The organism is Bacillus sp. 11B20 (genome assembly GCF_056098985.1).
In genome coordinates this window covers 129794-147966 of the sequence record NZ_JBLZWZ010000008.1, presented here as the reverse complement: position 1 = coordinate 147966, position 18173 = coordinate 129794, and the positions used below count along the sequence as shown (strand labels likewise).

The 18173-nt window shown below is 41.1% G+C and carries 16 protein-coding genes, 1 other RNA gene, 1 pseudogene and 1 riboswitch; of the genes and pseudogenes, 16 read left to right on the top strand and 2 right to left on the bottom strand.

Annotated features, from left to right (window positions below; all coding sequences use genetic code 11):
- Positions 1-36: 36 nt before the first annotated feature.
- Entirely contained in the window at positions 37-1155 is a 1119-nt protein-coding gene (locus tag ACN6NB_RS09930; RefSeq protein WP_224928710.1) for an NADH-dependent flavin oxidoreductase, read from the bottom strand.
- A 160-nt stretch (positions 1156-1315) separates the two neighbouring features.
- Here ACN6NB_RS09930 and ACN6NB_RS09925 point away from each other — a divergent pair, with 160 nt between their 5' ends.
- The 12 genes from ACN6NB_RS09925 to pbuX all read left to right on the top strand — a co-directional run bounded on the left by ACN6NB_RS09925 (position 1316) and on the right by pbuX (position 14271).
- Entirely contained in the window at positions 1316-3562 is a 2247-nt protein-coding gene (locus ACN6NB_RS09925) for a DEAD/DEAH box helicase (protein WP_039179453.1), read from the top strand.
- A 24-nt stretch (positions 3563-3586) separates the two neighbouring features.
- Entirely contained in the window at positions 3587-4834 is a 1248-nt protein-coding gene (locus tag ACN6NB_RS09920) for a ribonuclease H-like domain-containing protein (protein WP_474253339.1), read from the top strand.
- 316 nt (positions 4835-5150) lie between these two features.
- Positions 5151-5390, top strand: coding sequence for a CotD family spore coat protein (locus ACN6NB_RS09915; protein WP_073206049.1), 240 nt, complete (start codon positions 5151-5153; stop codon positions 5388-5390).
- Between the two features lie 48 nt (positions 5391-5438).
- Positions 5439-5981: an SLOG family protein gene (locus ACN6NB_RS09910; protein WP_029706022.1), complete on the top strand. Its 543-nt coding sequence runs from the start codon at positions 5439-5441 to the stop codon at positions 5979-5981.
- A gap of 75 nt (positions 5982-6056) precedes the next feature.
- Positions 6057-6362 (top strand): cell division regulator GpsB, encoded by a 306-nt coding sequence (gpsB, locus tag ACN6NB_RS09905; protein ID WP_012010336.1) that lies wholly within the window; start codon positions 6057-6059, stop codon positions 6360-6362.
- A 60-nt stretch (positions 6363-6422) separates the two neighbouring features.
- Positions 6423-6809: RNase P RNA component class B (gene rnpB, locus ACN6NB_RS09900), an RNA gene on the top strand.
- A gap of 108 nt (positions 6810-6917) precedes the next feature.
- Positions 6918-8072 (top strand): THUMP domain-containing class I SAM-dependent RNA methyltransferase, encoded by a 1155-nt coding sequence (locus tag ACN6NB_RS09895; RefSeq protein WP_144491436.1) that lies wholly within the window; start codon positions 6918-6920, stop codon positions 8070-8072.
- Between the two features lie 105 nt (positions 8073-8177).
- Positions 8178-8375, top strand: a complete 198-nt coding sequence (locus ACN6NB_RS09890) for a hypothetical protein (protein WP_024422762.1) — start codon at positions 8178-8180, stop codon at positions 8373-8375.
- 75 nt (positions 8376-8450) lie between these two features.
- Complete coding sequence (locus ACN6NB_RS09885; RefSeq protein WP_059377749.1) at positions 8451-10388, top strand: ATP-dependent DNA helicase; 1938 nt, start codon at positions 8451-8453, stop codon at positions 10386-10388.
- A 123-nt stretch (positions 10389-10511) separates the two neighbouring features.
- Positions 10512-12017, top strand: a complete 1506-nt coding sequence (locus ACN6NB_RS09880) for a carboxypeptidase M32 (RefSeq protein ID WP_041085822.1) — start codon at positions 10512-10514, stop codon at positions 12015-12017.
- 136 nt (positions 12018-12153) lie between these two features.
- Positions 12154-12253, top strand: a riboswitch (purine riboswitch).
- A gap of 117 nt (positions 12254-12370) precedes the next feature.
- The gene (gene xpt, locus ACN6NB_RS09875) at positions 12371-12955 is read left to right on the top strand and encodes a xanthine phosphoribosyltransferase (RefSeq protein WP_024422759.1); all 585 of its coding nucleotides are present in this window, start codon (positions 12371-12373) and stop codon (positions 12953-12955) included.
- Positions 12952-14271: a xanthine permease PbuX gene (gene pbuX / locus ACN6NB_RS09870; RefSeq protein WP_144491438.1), complete on the top strand. Its 1320-nt coding sequence runs from the start codon at positions 12952-12954 to the stop codon at positions 14269-14271. Before xpt ends, pbuX begins: the two co-directional genes overlap by 4 nt.
- Before the next feature lie 179 nt (positions 14272-14450).
- On the opposite strand, the gene ACN6NB_RS09865 is transcribed toward pbuX, so the two are convergent.
- The gene (locus ACN6NB_RS09865) at positions 14451-15299 is read right to left on the bottom strand and encodes a polysaccharide deacetylase family protein (RefSeq protein WP_144491439.1); all 849 of its coding nucleotides are present in this window, start codon (positions 15297-15299) and stop codon (positions 14451-14453) included.
- A 424-nt stretch (positions 15300-15723) separates the two neighbouring features.
- On the opposite strand from ACN6NB_RS09865, the pseudogene ACN6NB_RS09860 reads away from it, so the two are divergent.
- The 4 genes and pseudogenes from ACN6NB_RS09860 to fbpC all read left to right on the top strand — a co-directional run.
- Positions 15724-16055 (top strand): annotated as a pseudogene (locus ACN6NB_RS09860) (transposase); the annotation flags it as partial.
- Positions 16056-16354: 299 nt separating this feature from the next.
- The gene (locus ACN6NB_RS09855; protein ID WP_474253338.1) at positions 16355-17455 is read left to right on the top strand and encodes a type III polyketide synthase; all 1101 of its coding nucleotides are present in this window, start codon (positions 16355-16357) and stop codon (positions 17453-17455) included.
- On the top strand, positions 17452-17961 hold the full coding sequence (locus ACN6NB_RS09850) for an isoprenylcysteine carboxyl methyltransferase family protein (protein ID WP_034623498.1): 510 nt from the start codon (positions 17452-17454) through the stop codon (positions 17959-17961). The genes ACN6NB_RS09855 and ACN6NB_RS09850 overlap by 4 nt, the downstream gene beginning before the upstream one ends.
- A gap of 64 nt (positions 17962-18025) precedes the next feature.
- Positions 18026-18133: a Fur-regulated basic protein FbpC gene (gene fbpC / locus ACN6NB_RS09845; protein ID WP_306299200.1), complete on the top strand. Its 108-nt coding sequence runs from the start codon at positions 18026-18028 to the stop codon at positions 18131-18133.
- The last annotated feature ends 40 nt before the right edge of the window (positions 18134-18173 follow it).

Genomic DNA, 18173 nt, shown 5'->3' with positions numbered 1-18173 from the left:
CTACCCGTTAATAGGGTAGTTTTTTTATTGAGGATATTAATCCTCCATTGGAACCCAGCCTTGACTCGCTTCCATGACAGACCACAATCCTTCTGGAATGAGATACTTGTCTTTTTGGCTGCGTTTAATGACGGTTTCAATCTCTTGTTCTCTGCCTTCTTTAATCTTTTTAGCCCAATCTGGGTCGACGATCAGCTCTCGTGCGACAGCAATCAGAGGAATCCCTTGATTGTAAGCATGGAGAGCATCTTCAGCTGTAATGACGCTGCCTACTCCAATAAGCGGAAGAGTATCGCCGCAGCGTTCTTTTAGCAGTTCCATACGTGTTTTATTAGAATCTGCGCCTCGTCTTGCTTTAGAGCCAATCTCCATTAAAGAGATATGCAAATAATCGAGGTTTTTTGTTTTGAGAACATCCACTAATGTAAACGTCTCTGTCATTGTTAAACCAGGTGTTTCAGGTTCTTCAGGAGATAACCGGTATCCAAAGATAAACGGTTTAGCCGCATGTTCTTTGATGGCCTCTTTGACTGCATCTACAACAGCAATAGGGAAAGCTAGACGTTTTTCTTCATTTCCTCCCCATTGATCTGTACGCTGATTGCTATGCGGTGAGTAAAATTGCTGTAATAAATAACCGTTTGCTCCGTGAATTTCCACGCCGTCAAACCCTGCTTGAACCGCTCGTCTTGCCGCTTCTTTAAAGGAATCGATAATATGAGTAATTTCCTCTTCTTTTAAAGCGCGTGCAATTTGTTTTCCATCTTTGAACACATCACTTGGCGCAACCACATCACCGTTTGGAACTAAATGAGGGAGAGCCTGAGAGCCGCCGTGATGAATTTGGATAATGGCTTTTGTTCCTTTTGCCTGGATAGCTGAAGCCAGTTTTTTCAGGCCAGGGATATCTTCATCTCTTGCGATAGAAGGCTGTCCTTCAAATGCCTTCCCATCTGGAGTCACGTTCGCACATGCTGTAATCACCATACCCATTTCACTTGATCTAGCTGTAATGAAATCAATTTCGTCTTTTGAAATGGTGCCATCGTCATGAGAACCAAAGTGTGTCATTGGAGCAACCACTAACCTACCATCAATAGAGGCACCTCCAGGAAACGTAAATGGTTCAAATAAAGGCTTAAATTCGTTTTTCACTCTGATCATCTTCTTCCTTGATAAAATCATTTCACTATAGAAGTGTAATGGATACTGTTACAACAGTTCAAAGTATTTGCTCATAACTCCAGCATCAAAAAATTGCCGCCTAGTCATGCAAACAAATATTCGGTACACTAGAATGAGAGGTGGACGCAATATGAAAAAGAAAACAATGAACGAACTGATAGAAGAATTAAAGAAAGACGAACAGGTAGAGCATTGGCATGAAATTGAAGCAAAGCCTGCACAGACCTCTCCCGTTCCTGAAAGAGTGGACGACAGGCTAAAAAAGGCGCTTGAAAAAAGAGGCGTGAAAGAACTGTATATTCATCAAAAAGAAGCCTTTGAACGAGTAATGGATGGTGAGCATGTAGTGACTGTTACACCAACAGCTTCAGGTAAAACGCTTTGCTACAATCTGCCTGTTCTTCAGTCGATTGCAGAAGACCAGACAAACCGCTCTCTTTATTTATTCCCAACAAAAGCGCTCGCGCAGGATCAAAAGAGTGAACTTAACGAGATCATCCACGAGATGGATGTTCCGATTCATAGTGAAACATATGACGGTGACACCTCACCAGCCATTCGGCAGCGAGTGAGACAAGCAGGACATATTGTCATCACAAACCCAGATATGCTGCATTCAGCCATTTTGCCTCATCATACGAAATGGGTCAGCTTGTTTGAGAATTTGAAGTATATTGTCATTGATGAGCTTCATACATATCGAGGTGTGTTTGGCAGTCATGTGGCCAATGTGATACGCAGGCTAAAGAGAATTTGTGCATTTTACGGAAGTGATCCGGTGTTTATTTGCACTTCAGCAACGATTGCGAATCCAAAAGAGCTGGCGCAGCAGCTCACAGGGAGCAAAGTACATCTTATTGAACGAAACGGAGCGCCTAGCGGTAAAAAGAATTTTGTGTTTTATAACCCGCCAGTGGTGAATAAACCATTAAATATTAGACAAAGCGCTGCCACTGTCGTCAACCAATTGGCTAAAACATTTTTAAAAGAAAAAATTCAAACGATCGTTTTTGCTAGAAGCAGAGTACGAGTAGAAGTGATTTTAAGTCACATTCAAGAGCTTGTGAAAAAGGAAATCGGTCCAAAATCGATTCGCGGGTATCGTGGAGGGTATTTGCCAAAAGAGCGGCGCGTGATTGAAAAAGGGTTAAGAGAAGGAGACATTTTAGGTGTCGTCAGCACGAACGCCCTAGAATTAGGGGTAGATATAGGTCAGTTAAAGGTATGCATTATGACGGGGTATCCTGGCAGTGTAGCGAGTACATGGCAGCAGGCAGGACGTGCTGGAAGGCGTCATGAGGAGGCGCTTATTATCATGGTGGCAAGCTCCTCACCCCTTGATCAATATATTGTCAGACACCCTGAATATTTTTTTAATAGACCGCCTGAAGCAGCCAGAATCAATCCTGAAAATCTCATCATTTTAGTGGATCATCTAAAATGTGCTTCCTACGAGCTGCCATTTCGGACGGATGAACAGTTTGGTGACATGGAAGTAGAAGATATTTTGCAATACTTACACGAAGAAGGAGTTCTTCATTTTAGCGGGAACCGGTATTATTGGTCAGATCAATCGTTCCCAGCACATGGCATCAGCCTGAGGTCTGCAAGCCAGGAAAATGTAGTGATTGTGGATCAATCTGATGTAGCGAATGTCCGAATTATTGGAGAGATGGATCGATTCAGTGCGATGACACTGCTGCATGATGAAGCGATTTATTTACATGAAGGGGTTCAGTATCAAGTAGAAAAGCTAGATTACGAGCATCTGAAGGCTTATGTGAAACAAGTGGATGTAGAATACTATACAGATGCTAATTTAGCTGTTCAGCTCAAGGTGCTTGAAATCGATCAGACAACAGAGAAAGAAGCGGTATCTGTTCACTACGGTGATGTCACTGTCAACGCAATGCCAACAATTTTTAAAAAAATTCGGCTCAGCACTGGTGAAAATATCGGCTCTGGTCCAATTCACTTACCTGAAGAAGAAATTCATACGAGTGCGGCCTGGTTTGAATTACATGAAGCAGAGCGGAGATTTGAAGAGAAAACACTTGAACAGCTGCTGCTCGGCATCGCAAATGTTCTTCAGCACATTGTACCAGCCTTTGTGATGTGTGACCGTTCAGATATTCATGTTGTTTCACAAATTAAAGCGGCACATACCGGTAAACCGACAGTCTTTTTATATGACCACTACCCTGGCGGAATTGGCTTAAGCAAAGAGGTCCAAGCTCGTTTCGATGAAATAGCAGGTGCAGCCATTCAGCTGATAGAGCGGTGCCGCTGTGAGAACGGCTGTCCGTCCTGCATTGGCATGGAAATGAAAGAGGTGAGCGGAAAAAGCAGCATTGTTGAATTGATGTCTGGATTTTAAGGGGAAGGAGGAAGAGAGCTACTCATGTCACTAAAAGGGAAATTAAATAGAATGAAGAAGCACTTATCGCACAACCAGCCAAACGAAAAACGGCAAAAAGCAGTGGAAGGAAAGCCCCAACCTGTGACGACTGATAACATCCCATTTTTAAAGGAATGGGAGCAATTGGGTGCAGCTCCATATCACTTTGAGGATTCCTTTTGTCTCATTCGAGAAGTCACCTATTCATTAGATGACAAGCATGGACTCTATTCGTTTGCGGAACTGCCAAAGATCATCGAGGCTTGGAACAAAAGCGGCATCCAGCATTCACTATCTGCTAAAGGTTACAAACCGCATGAACTGTTTTTCTTTGATACAGAAACAACAGGATTATCTGGCGGGACGGGAAATATGATTTTCTTGCTTGGACATGCGCGGGTTTTTGCTGACAAAGTAGTGGTGAAACAGCACCTGCTCACAAATCCGGGAAATGAAGCGGCTCTTTATAAAAGCTTTCTCGATGAAGTGAACGTAGAATCGCTTGTTACATATAATGGAAAATCATTCGATTGGCCGCAAGTGAAAACGAGACATACTTTGTTGCGAGATCAAATCCCTGCGCTTCCAGAGTTTGGCCACTTTGATCTTCTGCATGGGTCAAGACGATTGTGGAAGCATAAATATGAACGAATGGCGCTGTCTGTGGTTGAAAAAGAAGAGCTGCACGTTCACCGGGAAGGCGACACACCAGGTTTTTTGGCACCGATGATCTATTTTCATTTTTTAAAGGAACAAAATCCGAAGCTCATCGAAGGGATTTTGACTCATAATGAATTAGACGTCCTTTCGTTAATCAGCCTCTACATCCATCTATCCAAAAAAATCCTATCTATGGATGCGGTAAAGGAGCACGATGAGAAATACGCGCTGGCTAGGTGGCATCTTGCGCATCGAGATGTACAGGAAGCTACGAAGCATTTGCGGGAATTAACAGGTGCTGATTTTGAACATGCCAATCAGGCGGCTTATGATCTCTCCTTACAATATAAACGGGTAAACGAGTGGGATGAAGCAGTTCGAATTTGGGAAACATTATTTGAATCAAGTGATGTCCATTTAGCATTAAAAGCAGGTATAGAGCTTGCGAAGTGTAAAGAGCATCGCCAAAAAGATGCAAGGTCAGCTCTTTCCATCACCGAATCTTTATTATCTTTCTCATCGTTAAGCGAACGAGACACGGAAGAGCTTGAGAAACGAAAAAAACGGTTATTGAGAAAAGCTGGGCAATGAAATATTATTACCCGGGAAAGCGCAAAAAATGACAACGTTCGGCTCTCGGCCGAAAATAAAAAATGTTTAGCACTTTTATTGTAGAAAGGCCGCGAATCCTGTAAAATAACGTTAGATATTGAATGAGGAGCGTATAGCATGTATAAGGGTCTTTTCTACTTGTTTTTTCTTGTGGTCATTTTGGTCGCTTTTGTGTTTTCGAACTATAAAGATATTTTTCTTGCCAACTTTTAAAATAGGTTAATGCATTAGTACATGTACACCTCTTGATTCATACATTGTTAATGTAAGAAAATAAAGGAGAGGGGAATGCTACATGTACCATCATCATCATCATTGCCATCCGAATGTTACACAGCCAATTGTTCATCCGACGAATCATTGCTGTACACACAGCGAGTCAACAACAATTGTGCCGCATATCCACCCGCAGCATGTGACAAATGTTCACCACCATAATTTCAAACATGTTCACTACTTCCCGCATACGTTTTCTCAGGTGGACCCGACAACACATCAACACTTTAACTGCGGTGGACCTTGCTGTAACAGATAAAGTGAATGGGACTTTTATAAGTCCCATTTTTTAAAAGCAGGTGAAGAAATGAAAATTATTGCTGTCACAGGGTACAAGCCGTTTGAGCTTGGGATATTCAAGCAAGACGAGCCTGCACTTCAATACATAAAAGCGGAGCTTCAAAAAAGGCTGACAGCCCTTATCGAAGAAGGTCTGGAATGGGTGCTCATATCAGGCCAGCTTGGCGCAGAAATCTGGACAGCCGAAGTGGTGTTTGAGCTTCAGGAGGAATATCCAGCGTTAAAACTTGCAGTCATTACGCCATTTTATGAACAGGAAGAGCGCTGGAATGAGCAAAACAAAGAATTGTATGAAGGAATTCTTGCACAGGCCGATTTTGTAGAAAGTGTCACGCATAGACCGTATGAAAGTCCGGCACAATTTAAACAAAAGAACCGCTTTTTTATTGAAAAAACAGATGGACTTCTCGTCTTATATGATCCCGAGCATGAGGGATCGCCGAAGTATATGATTAGAGAAGCAGAAGCCTATACCGATTACCCCATTATGTACATCACAATGGATGATCTAAGAGCGCAGGTTGAGGCGGAAGATCCGTTTTTTGATTAAAAGCAAGAGAAAATTTGACAACGTCACGTATTTCTGAAAAAATATACTATGAATTCACGATATGAGGTGAAAAAGATGCTTGCTGATAAAGTAAAGCTTTCTGCGAAAGAAATTTTAGAAAAAGAATTTAAAACAGGTGTCAGAGGGTACAAACAAGAAGAAGTCGATAAATTTTTAGATATGGTCATTAAAGACTATGAGACATTCAACCAAGAAATCGAAAAACTTCAACAAGAAAACCTCCACTTGTCAAAACAGCTTGAAGAAGCTGTTGAACAAGGGAAAAGACAGCCTGCACAGTCTAATACAACAAACTTTGATATTTTAAAAAGACTATCGAACCTTGAGAAACACGTTTTTGGCAGCAAACTTTATGATTGAGTCTTGCTGAAAAAGCTTGTGTCAGATGTCATTGTCGTTTATAATAACGCTTATTGATTAACGTTCGGGTAATCGCTGTAATGCTATTTAGGGCATTGCAGAGGAAAGTCCATGCTCGCACGGTGCTGAGATGCCCGTAGTGTTCGTGCCTGGCGAAAAAATAAGCCAGGGCAGCCTGGGAAAGGCTGACGGCAGGAAAAATGCCTACGTCCTCTTTAGGATATGGCAAAGTATCCTTGAAAGTGCCACAGTGACGAAGTCTCACTAGAAATGGTGAGAGTGGAACGCGGTAAACCCCTCGAGCGAGAAACCCAAACTTGGTAGGGGAACTTTCTCAAAGGAACCAAACGGAGAGAAGGACAGAGAATTCTGTAGATAGATGATTACCACCTGAGTACGAGGCATTTGCCGTTTGCAGTACGATGGAACAAAACATGGCTTACAGAACGTTATATCCGTTATAATAAACATGATGAAACAAAGCTCTCCTATTTCAACATATGGAGAGCTTTTATCTTGAATACATAAAAGGACGAGAAAACAGGTGATAAATTAATGAAAACCTATACACTCATCGCAACAGCTCCAATGGGGATTGAAGCAATTGTTGCAAAAGAAGTAAGAGACCTTGGCTATGAGTGCACAGTCGACAATGGAAAAGTGATTTTCAAGGGGGATGCTCTTGCGATTTGCCGTGCAAACCTTTGGCTGCGTACAGCAGACCGGATTAAGGTACAAGTTGCTGAATTTTCGGCAAAAACATTTGATGAGCTTTTTGAACGGACGAAAGCGATTGACTGGGCCGCTTTTTTACCAAAAAACAGTACGTTTCCTGTCATCGGGAAATCTGTGAAATCTCAGCTTGCCAGTGTGCCGGACTGCCAGCGCATCGTCAAAAAAGCCATCGCCCAAAAGCTGAAATCCTCCTACAATATTCAGTCTGAATGGCTTGAAGAGACGGGACCTGAATATAAAATCGAGATTGCTCTTTTAAAAGATAAAGCTGTGCTTATGCTTGATACATCTGGTGTAGGTCTTCATAAACGTGGATACCGCATGGATCAAGGCGGAGCACCTATTAAAGAAACGCTTGCAGCTGCGCTCGTCCTATTAACGAACTGGACACCTGACCGTCCGTTTGTTGATCCTTTCTGCGGATCAGGAACAATCGCCATTGAAGCAGCGATGATAGGACAAAACATTGCCCCGGGATTCAACCGGGATTTTGCGTCTGAATCATGGGAATGGATCGGCGAAGACGTATGGAACAAAGCGCGTGTAGAAGTAGAAGAAAAAGCAAACTATGACCAGCCGCTCCGCATTATTGCAAGTGATATCGACCATCGTATGGTAGACATTGCAAAAATGAATGCAGAAGAAGCAGGACTAAGTGAACTGATTGAGTTTAAACAAATGCAAGTAAAAGACTTTCAAACAAAAGAAGAGTATGGTGTGATTGTCGGAAATCCTCCTTACGGTGAACGACTGAGTGATAAACCAGCAGTTGAAAAAATGTATCAAGGAATGGGTGAAGCATTTAAGAACCTAGATACCTGGTCCATTTACATCTTAACGTCACACGAAAAATTCGAAGAATGCTTCGGAAGAAAAGCGACGAAAAAGAGAAAGCTGTTTAACGGTTTTATCAAAACAGACTATTATCAATATTGGGGAAAACGCCCGCCTAGAAAACAAACAACCGAATCGTAATAAATGGCCGCACCGAAAGAAGGTGCGGCTTTTTTGTGCTGAAAAGGTATAACTCTAAGCGAGACGGAATAAACTGAACTTGATTTTAAAAAAAGAGGTGTCTTCATGATTCATTATGATCAAATTCAGTTAATCCAAAAAGCACTCGCTTCGACTGCTCAAGAAATAGAAGGGCATGAAGGTGGACAATCTGCTCAGCTTACGGCAGCCATCGAAGATTTGGCACTGGCTCAGGCATACATAGAACGTTCTGAGCATGCATTTTTAATGAAGGAAAGCTATCAACATCGCCTGCGCTCATAAAAAAAGATTGTTTTTCCCCAGCGTAAATGGTACTATTGAATGTCTGAATGATTCAAAAGTTGGGGGTTGAAGCAGGTGACAGCATCTCGTTTGCCTTTTTCATTATCAAAAGAACACAATTTTTACGAAGAACTGGGCAACTGGATTGGTGATGTGTTTTATGACATTTTGCCAGAAAAGGGCTTTGATCTTCGAGATGAACAAATATTCATGGCTTTTCAGCTAGAAAGAGCCTTTAAAGAAAAAAGTGTGATGTTTGCCGAAGCTGGGGTAGGCACAGGCAAAACCATCGTCTATCTATTATTTGCCGTCACATATGCAAGGTATACAGGGAAGCCTGCGATTATTGCATGTGCAGACGAAACGTTAATTGAACAGCTCGTTAAACAAGAAGGTGATATCTATAAAATTGCCAATCACCTTGATATTCAAATAGATGCGAGATTAAGTAAATCGCATGATCAATATTTATGCTTAAAGAAGCTAGAGAAAACGATGCAGCGTGAAGATGATGAAAAGTGGCTCGATATTTATGAATCACTGCCTTCATTTGTTCATGAATCACACGGTATGCAAACCTTTTATCCGTATGGCGATCGAAAAGAGTATCCAGAGTTATCAAATGATGAATGGTCACGAATTGGCTATGACTCGTTTCAGGACTGCCTGACGTGCGATATGCGTCATCGCTGCGGTCTGAATTTATCAAGAGATCATTACCGGAAAGCGACAGATCTCATCATCTGTTCACATGATTTTTACATGGAGCATGTGTGGACGAAGGAATCCCGAAAACGTGAGGGACAGCTTCCGCTGCTTCCTGAGCATAGCTCCGTCGTATTTGATGAAGGACATCTTCTCGAGTTTGCCGCACAAAAAGCGTTAACGTACCGAGTGAAGCAATCAACGCTTGAAACATTTTTGGAGCGTCTTTTGCAAAACGACATACGCGAAGAATTTGCAGAGCTTGTTGAAGATGCACTTGCAACAAACGATGAGTTCTTTTATCTCTTAAAAACACATGCCAAAGAAGTCAAAGGCTCGCACCGGCTTGAAATTGGGCGTGTCGATGAGGTGAAGCGTTCTGCAAGCGAATTGTGTGACTTGCTTGAAAAAATCGGAGAAGCGCTCGTGTTTGAATCTGAAATGTATACGATCGATCAATACGAATTATCTGTTGTGGAAGAATACATTGAACAAATGGCGTATTCTCTATCGCTTTATCAAAAAAATGCCATTAGCTGGCTGGAAAAACAGGAATTAGATACAACATTTGTTGTGATGCCGAAGACGGTTGCAGAGGTACTTGGCGAAAAAGTTTTCTCGCAAAAAAGACCATATATTTTCTCTTCCGCTACATTGTCTGAGAATCAATCCTTTGATTATTTAGCTGAAAGTCTTGGGATCAAAGATTACTTATCAATGAGTGTCGCTTCGCCGTATGATTACGATGAACAAATGAAGATTTATTTCCATGGAATTCAGCAGATCGCTGAGCAAGAGGCAAAAGCACAGCAAGTGATCACTCAGCTGAAAGAAAATGGAGGACGATCTCTGATTCTCTTCCCTTCATTTGATGAACTCCATTTCTTTAGAAAACAGCTTGAAGCAGCAAATGAATCACTGCCGTTTGACGTATATTTTGAGGGAGACGAGGAAATCAGCACAATTGTTCAAAAGTTCCAAGCTGATGAGACGTCTGTGTTATGCTCTGTTCATCTGTGGGAAGGGCTTGATATTCCAGGTGAATCATTAACGAATGTGATCATCTGGGGACTTCCTTATCCGCCGCATGATCCGGTATTTGAAGCGAAACGAAATGAAGCAAAGGATGCACATGCTGAAGTTGACCTTCCGTATATGCTGCTTCGCTTACGCCAAGGGATCGGAAGACTGATCCGGACAAGCCAAGACGCAGGAAGCATTCATATTTATTTTGATCGTAAGGAAGATACAGCGCTTCAAAGTAAAATTGAATCCGTCCTGCCAGTGAAGCCCATCATTACATCTTAAATAGCTGAAAACTTGTAAAGGAGGAGGATACCGCTGTGTATCCTCCTTTTTCATTGACAAAAGAACATTCATTGAAGTAGCCTTGAAACGTACATACATATTATTGATTGGGGGAACAAACGCATGAGTCTTGAAGCAACTGAGAAAGCGTTTTATCAATTACTAGGGAAAATCGCCCATTATACAGAGGCGCTCCATTTACTTTATTGGGATTCTAGAACACAAGCGCCTAAAAAAAGTGCGGATTTTAGAGCGGAAACGATCGGTCAATTATCAAGTGATATTTTTAATATGAAGACTTCTGACGAAATGAGAGATCTTCTTCACGAATTAAACAAACATCGAGATGAGCTGTCAAAAGATACACAGAAGGCGCTCGAATTATCACAAAAAGAGTATGATGAAAACAGTAAAATTCCGAAAGAAGAATTTAAAGAATACTCGATTTTGCAATCAAAAGCAGAGCATGTTTGGGTTGAAGCAAGGGAGAAATCAGACTTTTCACTCTTTGCACCATACTTAAAACAGCTTATTGACTTTAACAAGCGTTTCATCCAATATTGGGGCGTGAAAAAAACGCCTTATGATGTGCTGCTCAATAACTATGAGCCAGATATGACGGTTGAACAGCTTGATCAAAAATTTGGTGCACTTCGTGACGCTATTGTTCCTCTTGTGAAAAAAATCGAAGCTTCACCAAATAAGCCGGATACTTCATTTTTATCGAAAAGCTTTCCAATCGATAAACAAAAGGAATTGAGCCTCTTTTTCTTAAAAGAATTAGGATATGACTTTGACGCAGGCCGCCTTGATACAACCGTCCATCCATTTGCAGTGACATTAAGCAGAGGTGACGTGCGTGTGACGACCCGTTATGATGAGCATGATTTTCGAATGGCGATCTTTGGCACGATTCATGAATGTGGTCATGCGATTTATGAGCAAAACATTGATGAAGCACTGAGCGGAACGCTTTTATGTGATGGCACTTCGATGGGCATCCATGAATCACAGTCTCTTTTCTTTGAGAACTTTATCGGCAGACACGAAGATTTCTGGAAAACGTATTATCAAAAGCTGCAAGAAGCATCTCCTGAGCAATTTAAAGATGTTTCTTTAGAAGACTTTGTGCATGCAGTGAATGAATCGAAGCCGACTTACATTCGAATTGAAGCCGATGAACTGACGTATCCGCTTCACATTATCATCCGCTATGAAATTGAGAAAGCGATTTTCAATGAAGAAGTAGCAGTTGAAGATCTACCTGCACTTTGGAATGAAAAATATCAAGCGTATCTTGGCATTACGCCTCCTAATGATGCACTCGGTATCTTGCAGGATGTTCACTGGTCTGATGGAAGTTTTGGCTATTTCCCTTCATATGCCCTTGGTTATATGTATGCGGCGCAATTAAAACAACAAATGATTAAAGACTTACCAAATTTTGATGAGCTAATTCAAAATGGGTCTTTTGCACCGATAAAAGAATGGCTGACGGAACATGTTCATCAGCATGGAAAACGGAAAAAGCCATCTGAAATCATTCAAGATGCAACAGGCGAAGAATTAAATGTTCAATATTTAATCGACTACTTAACGGATAAATATACGAAACTGTATTTATCATAAAAGAAGGGCACCCTTTCATGAGAAGGGTGCTTTTTTGATGCTTGAATATTCTAAAAACGAACATTTTGTTCTGATCTATTATTTAAGTTCGGTATTTTTCTGGAAAAGTGCTTTCCAAGCGTCTGAAATCTTGTTATAATTTGAACACTATAACACTCATATAATCGCGTGATGATGGCACGCAAGTTTCTACCGGACACCGATACGGTCCGACTATGAGTGAGCAAAATGAAACAGCTCTTGTCTGAGCTGAAGATCCGTGGATCGTTTTCGCATTGCTTGCTCCTCATGGGCAGCAATGCTTTTTTTATGCAAAAAATCGAATGTTTGCCAATATGCTAGGGGGAAAAATGATGGAATTGTTACGTCAAAAAATTGAGAACGAAGGAATCGTTCTGTCAAATCAAGTGTTAAAGGTAGATGCTTTTTTAAATCATCAAATTGATCCTGTGTTAATGCATGAGATTGGGCAAGAGTTTGCTAGATTATTTAAGCATGATGGCATTACAAAAATCATCACAATCGAATCTTCAGGCATCGCACCTGCTGTGATGGCTGGGCTTGCTCTTCAAGTCCCTGTTGTGTTTGCAAGAAAACGTCAATCACTCACATTAACGGATAACCTGTTAACAGCCAGTGTGTACTCTTTTACGAAAAAAGTAGAAAGCACGATTGCTGTCTCAAATACGCATCTGAGTGAAAACGATTGTGTGTTAATCATTGATGATTTTTTAGCAAATGGTGAAGCTGCGAAAGGACTTGCAGCGATTGCAAAGCAGGCAAAGGCGAAAGTAGCCGGATTTGGCATTGTCATTGAAAAATCATTCCAGCCTGGAAGAAATGCGCTTGTGCAAATGGGCTACCGCGTCGAGTCCCTCGCACGTATTGAATCACTTGAGGAAGGGAAAGTCACGTTTGTACGGGAGGTACAATCATGAATGCCGCTAAAAAAGTCAAAACGCTCTCGCTGGGCATTCAGCATGTACTGGCAATGTATGCAGGTGCTGTTCTTGTACCGCTCATTGTTGGAGATGCGCTTGGGCTCACGCCTGCACAGCTGACTTACCTCATCTCTGCGGATATTTTCATGTGCGGGGCTGCTACATTGCTTCAAGTATGGAAAAACCGCTTCTTTGGGATCGGTTTACCTGTTGTATTAGGCTGTACATTTACGGCGGTTTCTCCAATGATTGCGATTGGCTCTAAGTATGGAATTTCGTCTATCTATGGCAGTATTATCGCTGCTGGGTGTATTGTCATTCTTCTTTCTTTTTTCTTTGGGAAGCTTGTGAAATTTTTCCCGCCTGTTGTCACAGGCTCTGTCGTCACGATTATTGGTATCACCCTCATTCCTGTAGCGATGAACAATATGGCAGGAGGAGAAGGAAGTGCGGACTATGGTTCTTTTGAAAATCTAGGGCTCGCTTTCCTTGTACTATTTATCATTGTACTGCTCTATCGATTCACGAAAGGGTTCATGAAGGCGATCGCCATTTTAATCGGTATTCTCCTTGGGACAGCAGTTGCTGCGTTTATGGGGAAAGTGGAAACAGCTGAGGTGGCAAACGCCCAGGTTTTCCGTATGATTGAGCCATTTTATTTTGGCATGCCGACCTTTGAATTTGCACCGATCATGACCATGACGTTAGTTGCGATTGTGTCATTAGTTGAATCAACAGGCGTTTATTTCGCACTAGGTGATTTAACAAATCGTTCATTAAAAGAAAAAGATTTAGCTAAAGGCTATCGGGCAGAGGGGATTGCTGTGTTATTAGGTGGAATCTTCAACGCTTTTCCGTACACAGCCTACTCACAAAACGTTGGATTGATCCAGCTAACAGGCGTCAAGAAAAACCAAGTCATTGTCGTAACAGGGGCATTGCTCATGTTATTTGGTCTTTTTCCTAAAATCGCTGCCTTTACGACGATTATTCCAAAATCGGTTCTTGGCGGTGCAATGGTTGCCATGTTTGGTATGGTCATTGCATACGGTATTAAAATGCTCTCGCGCGTGGATTTTGCAAAGCAGGAGAACTTGCTAATCGTTGCTTGCTCCGTGGGAATCGGCTTAGGTGTTACCGTGGTGCCGCAAATGTTTGAGCATCTGCCAGACTCGATTAAATTATTAACAAGTAACGGTATTGTGGCCGGAAGCTTTACCGCAATTTTGCTCCATATTATTTATCACATGATTCCTTTTAAAAAAGAAGCCGGGCATGACCTGGTAGAAGAACCTAAGCAATCTGTTATGTAAACACCTCTCTTGGAGAGGGATTCAGATTATGGACAAAGAGCTAAAATGACCTTTTTTAGCTCTTTGTCTTCTTTTTAGCTTGATAAAAAACCTTTGATCCTAGGAAGGAGCGTGTGAGGGTTTGTCTACAAGCTGAAAGCCCGCATCTTTTGGATACGGGCTTTTTGTGATTAGCACTATTAATGCTGTACCGGCGGCATTGTTTCGTTAATGACTGCAAATGTATAGCCCCTTGCTTTTAGCTGTATAATCAGGCTGTCTAAATAGTTTGTGGTAGAGGGTTGATCATGCATTAATATAACTTTTGGTTCCCATGGTTTATTTTTCTCAAACATTTGCAATTGATTCAATACCTCTGGAACATATTGTGAGTTTTTATATCTCCAGTCAAGGCTATCAATCGTCCAGTCCCAGTAAATAAAGCCATTTTGGTTTAAACGTACTTTTTGATGATATGTTAAATTTGGAACACTGCCATAGGGGGTTCTTACAAGACGGCTGTAGACACCTGTAACAGAGGCAAGAATACGCTGAGCTTCTCTCATTTCATTTGTGGGAGACTCGCTGTTCTGATAAAAGAGGTTTATATCATGCGTCATGCCATGAAGACCTAATTGATGTCCTTCTTGATAAAGTCTTTTCACAGTTGATTGGTGTGCTTGGATTTGCGGTCCAAGCATGAAGAACGTTGCCTTCACGTGATGTGCTTTTAATACATTTAACAGCTGATTTGATGTAGCAGAAGGACCATCATCAAATGTTAAAAAGACTGTTTTATTCGTTGCCTGTTGGTTTGGATTGGTCTTAAAATGTGTATCCAATGTTCTTGTAGACTGATCTTTTGCTTTCAGACCTGTGTCACGAAAATCACTGCTGGCAACATTTTTTGCTTGCCCATTTGTCGCCTGCAAATGGGGTTTAGACATATCCCAGATAAAAAAGAGAAACAGTGTAAGAAGCACTAAACCAATTACCTTTGAGAGAAGTATCATGTTGTAGGGTGTCTTTTTTTTGGAAACCTTTTTCATTACAATCACTCCAGTCAATTAAATTTTGAGCCGAACCATGTTGTAGATTCTTTCTTTTTTCACTGTTTTTCTTGGTACACATATTGATTATGTATATAGTGGAAAAAATCCTTTTTAAATAGAAAATTCAAATGAATTAGAAATTTACGGTTGTTACTTTGTGTTGATCAGCAAAAAAAGGTGATCCATTCATGTTTAAATAAAATCATTCTGAATAATGATCGAAACGTTAATATTTATACGCTAAGATAGCAGCAGATGTGACCATTAATTCGAAGCGAAAGGGAGATTCTTTATGAAAGTGTTGTATAATGATGATTTCATTGAAAAAAGGGTGCTTATGTGGAAAGTGGAGACAGAGGCGATTAATCTCAAAAAACAATAGAGAAAAGCTTGAACCACTACAAAATAAAGAAGATATCGGCAAATTCTCTCTTACCGTACAACGACTAGAGAAGGATTTAAACAATATGTGTCCGGTTCAGAGGTTTGTAAAACTAGTTCTTTTCTAGATAACTGTACACAAAGTCAAAATCATACCAAGCAAATTCATCGCATATTTGGCAAGACTAGATGAAGCAAACTACCTAAGACTCACTGAAATAAATAAAAGCAACTATGCAAAGCGGAGAGAAATAAAGAACGCGTCTTTGCGGATGCAAAAGAAAAGCATAGTATGCGTTGGGCGAAATTTCGTGTACTAAAAAAATTTCAATGCAAGCGATGCTTACTCTCGCTGCCATGAATCTTAAATAATTAGCTAACTAGACATGGAAAACACTATGTCCAGCGTAAACCCTTTATAATTACTACGGTCTGAACACTTCTCTTTTAGAAGTGTTTTTTTGCATAAAAAAAGCAGGTTCGCTTGGCTTAGAACGAACCTGTGAAGGAGGAAAACTACATCATGTTTTCACCTATATTATCCAATATTTATCAATTGTCGTCAAGACAAAAAGTTAGACGAAGGAAAATATTTTGACTGAATTGTGACGTTTTGGCATGTATATCCTTTTTTCGATAGGGGATATTAATCGAAAAAAGAGGTGAAGCCGATGGCGTACATTCTTTCTGTTGGAACGAGTCTGCCACAACATCATGTGGATCAGAAAAAGGCGGCTGATTTTGCTAGATCCCAATTTAAACGATCGTTTAAAGATATCGACCGGCTGCTCAGAGCTTTTCAAAATGGAGAAATCGAGAGCAGACAGTTTGTGCAGCCAATTGAATGGTATCAGACGCACCACTCTTTTGAGGAGAAAAACAACCTCTATTTGGAAAAAGCATTGGCTCATGCAAAAGAAGCGGTCATACACTGTCTTCATGAGAAGGCATTCCTGAAAAAACCGATTCCGTTTGAAGAAATCGATGCATTGTTTTTTATTTCAAGCACCGGACTTTCGACACCAAGCCTTGATGCAAAACTGATGAACGTTCTCCCTTTTTCGCCTTATACGAAACGAGTGCCGATCTGGGGCTTAGGATGCGGGGGCGGAGCGGCGGGGTTGACCCGGGCTTACGAATACATAAGGGCATTTCCAGAAGCGAAGGTACTGGTTGTCGCCTGCGAACTGTGCAGTTTAACCTTTCAGCCGCAAGATCAATCAAAAAGCAATTTAATCGGTACATCTTTGTTCGGAGACGGGACAGCAGCGGTACTCTTAACTGGAGAAAAAGGTGTATCAGAATACACCCATCTAAAAACAGTCCCTAAAGTGATTGGTACACAATCTGTCACAATGAAAGAGTCTGAGGATGTGATGGGCTGGGAATTTACAAGTGACGGCTTTCAGGTTATTTTCTCCCGTGACATTCCTTCCATTATTTCCGGCTGGTTAAAAGAGCAAGTCGATCAATTTTTAGAGAAGCAAGAGTATTCTGTAGAAGAACTATCGGTTTTTCTTGCCCATCCTGGAGGGAAAAAAGTGATCTATGCCTATATTAAAAGTCTATCCTTACAAGAAGATCAGCTTTTTTCATCAAAAGAAGTACTCAGACAACACGGAAATATGTCCTCTGCCACAGTTTTGTATGTGATCAAGCATTATCTTGAACATCAATCCGCTGAAGCGGGAGATATCGGTCTTTGCGGAGCGCTTGGTCCGGGATTTTCATCAGAGCTGCTGCTCATGAAATGGGAGGAGGTCATATCATGATCATTTGGCTCGTCATTGGTTTCTTCGTGTGTCAGCGGCTTATTGAAATGCTTGTGGCTAAAAGAAATGAAAAGAAAGTGAAAGCGATCGGTGCCATTGAATTTGGTGCAAGTCATTATCCTTATATGGTCGCTATGCATGCGGGCTTTTTTCTCTCACTCATGGTTGAGGTATGGGGGTTAAACAGGCCGCCGTCGCGCTATTTTCTTGTGTTGCTCGTTTTCCTGCTGGCTACACAGGTTATTCGATATTGGGCATTATGCTCTCTTGGAACGTATTGGAATACAAAGATTTTAGTTGTACCAAATGCGATGATGGTGAAAAAAGGACCTTATCGCTGGTTAAAGCATCCTAACTATGTCGTGGTGGCGATTGAGCTTATGCTGATCCCGCTTTTATTTAATGCCTATTTTACCGCCATTTTGTTCACATGTTTAAATGCATGGATGATGGCTGTGAGAATTCAAACAGAAGAGAAAGCGCTCAATCAGTATTTGTTAAATTAATATTGAAAATCATTATCAATTGTGATACACTTTCATTAATGATAAGCATTCTCAATCACGAAGGATGGACGGTGATCACATGACAATGGTTTTCTTACTCGGTACGGTCTGTGTATACAGCCTATTAATTGGCTTCGTATTAAAAGGTGTTTCTAAAAAATCTGCTTCCTGATCGCAGTCAATTGCGACTGATCGGGCAGCAGATTTTTTTT

Bases quoted from the DNA above. Each gene is read 5' to 3' on its own strand.
- ACN6NB_RS09925 (WP_039179453.1), top strand. From the start codon at position 1,316: ATGAAAAAGAAAACAATGAACGAACTGATAGAAGAATTAAAGAAAGAC.
- ACN6NB_RS09920 (WP_474253339.1), top strand. From the start codon at position 3,587: ATGTCACTAAAAGGGAAATTAAATAGAATGAAGAAGCACTTATCGCAC.
- ACN6NB_RS09915 (WP_073206049.1), top strand. From the start codon at position 5,151: ATGTACCATCATCATCATCATTGCCATCCGAATGTTACACAGCCAATT.
- ACN6NB_RS09910 (WP_029706022.1), top strand. From the start codon at position 5,439: ATGAAAATTATTGCTGTCACAGGGTACAAGCCGTTTGAGCTTGGGATA.
- gpsB (WP_012010336.1), top strand. From the start codon at position 6,057: ATGCTTGCTGATAAAGTAAAGCTTTCTGCGAAAGAAATTTTAGAAAAA.
- ACN6NB_RS09895 (WP_144491436.1), top strand. From the start codon at position 6,918: ATGAAAACCTATACACTCATCGCAACAGCTCCAATGGGGATTGAAGCA.
- ACN6NB_RS09890 (WP_024422762.1), top strand. From the start codon at position 8,178: ATGATTCATTATGATCAAATTCAGTTAATCCAAAAAGCACTCGCTTCG.
- ACN6NB_RS09880 (WP_041085822.1), top strand. From the start codon at position 10,512: ATGAGTCTTGAAGCAACTGAGAAAGCGTTTTATCAATTACTAGGGAAA.
- xpt (WP_024422759.1), top strand. From the start codon at position 12,371: ATGGAATTGTTACGTCAAAAAATTGAGAACGAAGGAATCGTTCTGTCA.
- pbuX (WP_144491438.1), top strand. From the start codon at position 12,952: ATGAATGCCGCTAAAAAAGTCAAAACGCTCTCGCTGGGCATTCAGCAT.
- ACN6NB_RS09865 (WP_144491439.1), bottom strand. From the start codon at position 15,299: ATGAAAAAGGTTTCCAAAAAAAAGACACCCTACAACATGATACTTCTC.
- ACN6NB_RS09855 (WP_474253338.1), top strand. From the start codon at position 16,355: ATGGCGTACATTCTTTCTGTTGGAACGAGTCTGCCACAACATCATGTG.
- ACN6NB_RS09850 (WP_034623498.1), top strand. From the start codon at position 17,452: ATGATCATTTGGCTCGTCATTGGTTTCTTCGTGTGTCAGCGGCTTATT.
- fbpC (WP_306299200.1), top strand. From the start codon at position 18,026: ATGGACGGTGATCACATGACAATGGTTTTCTTACTCGGTACGGTCTGT.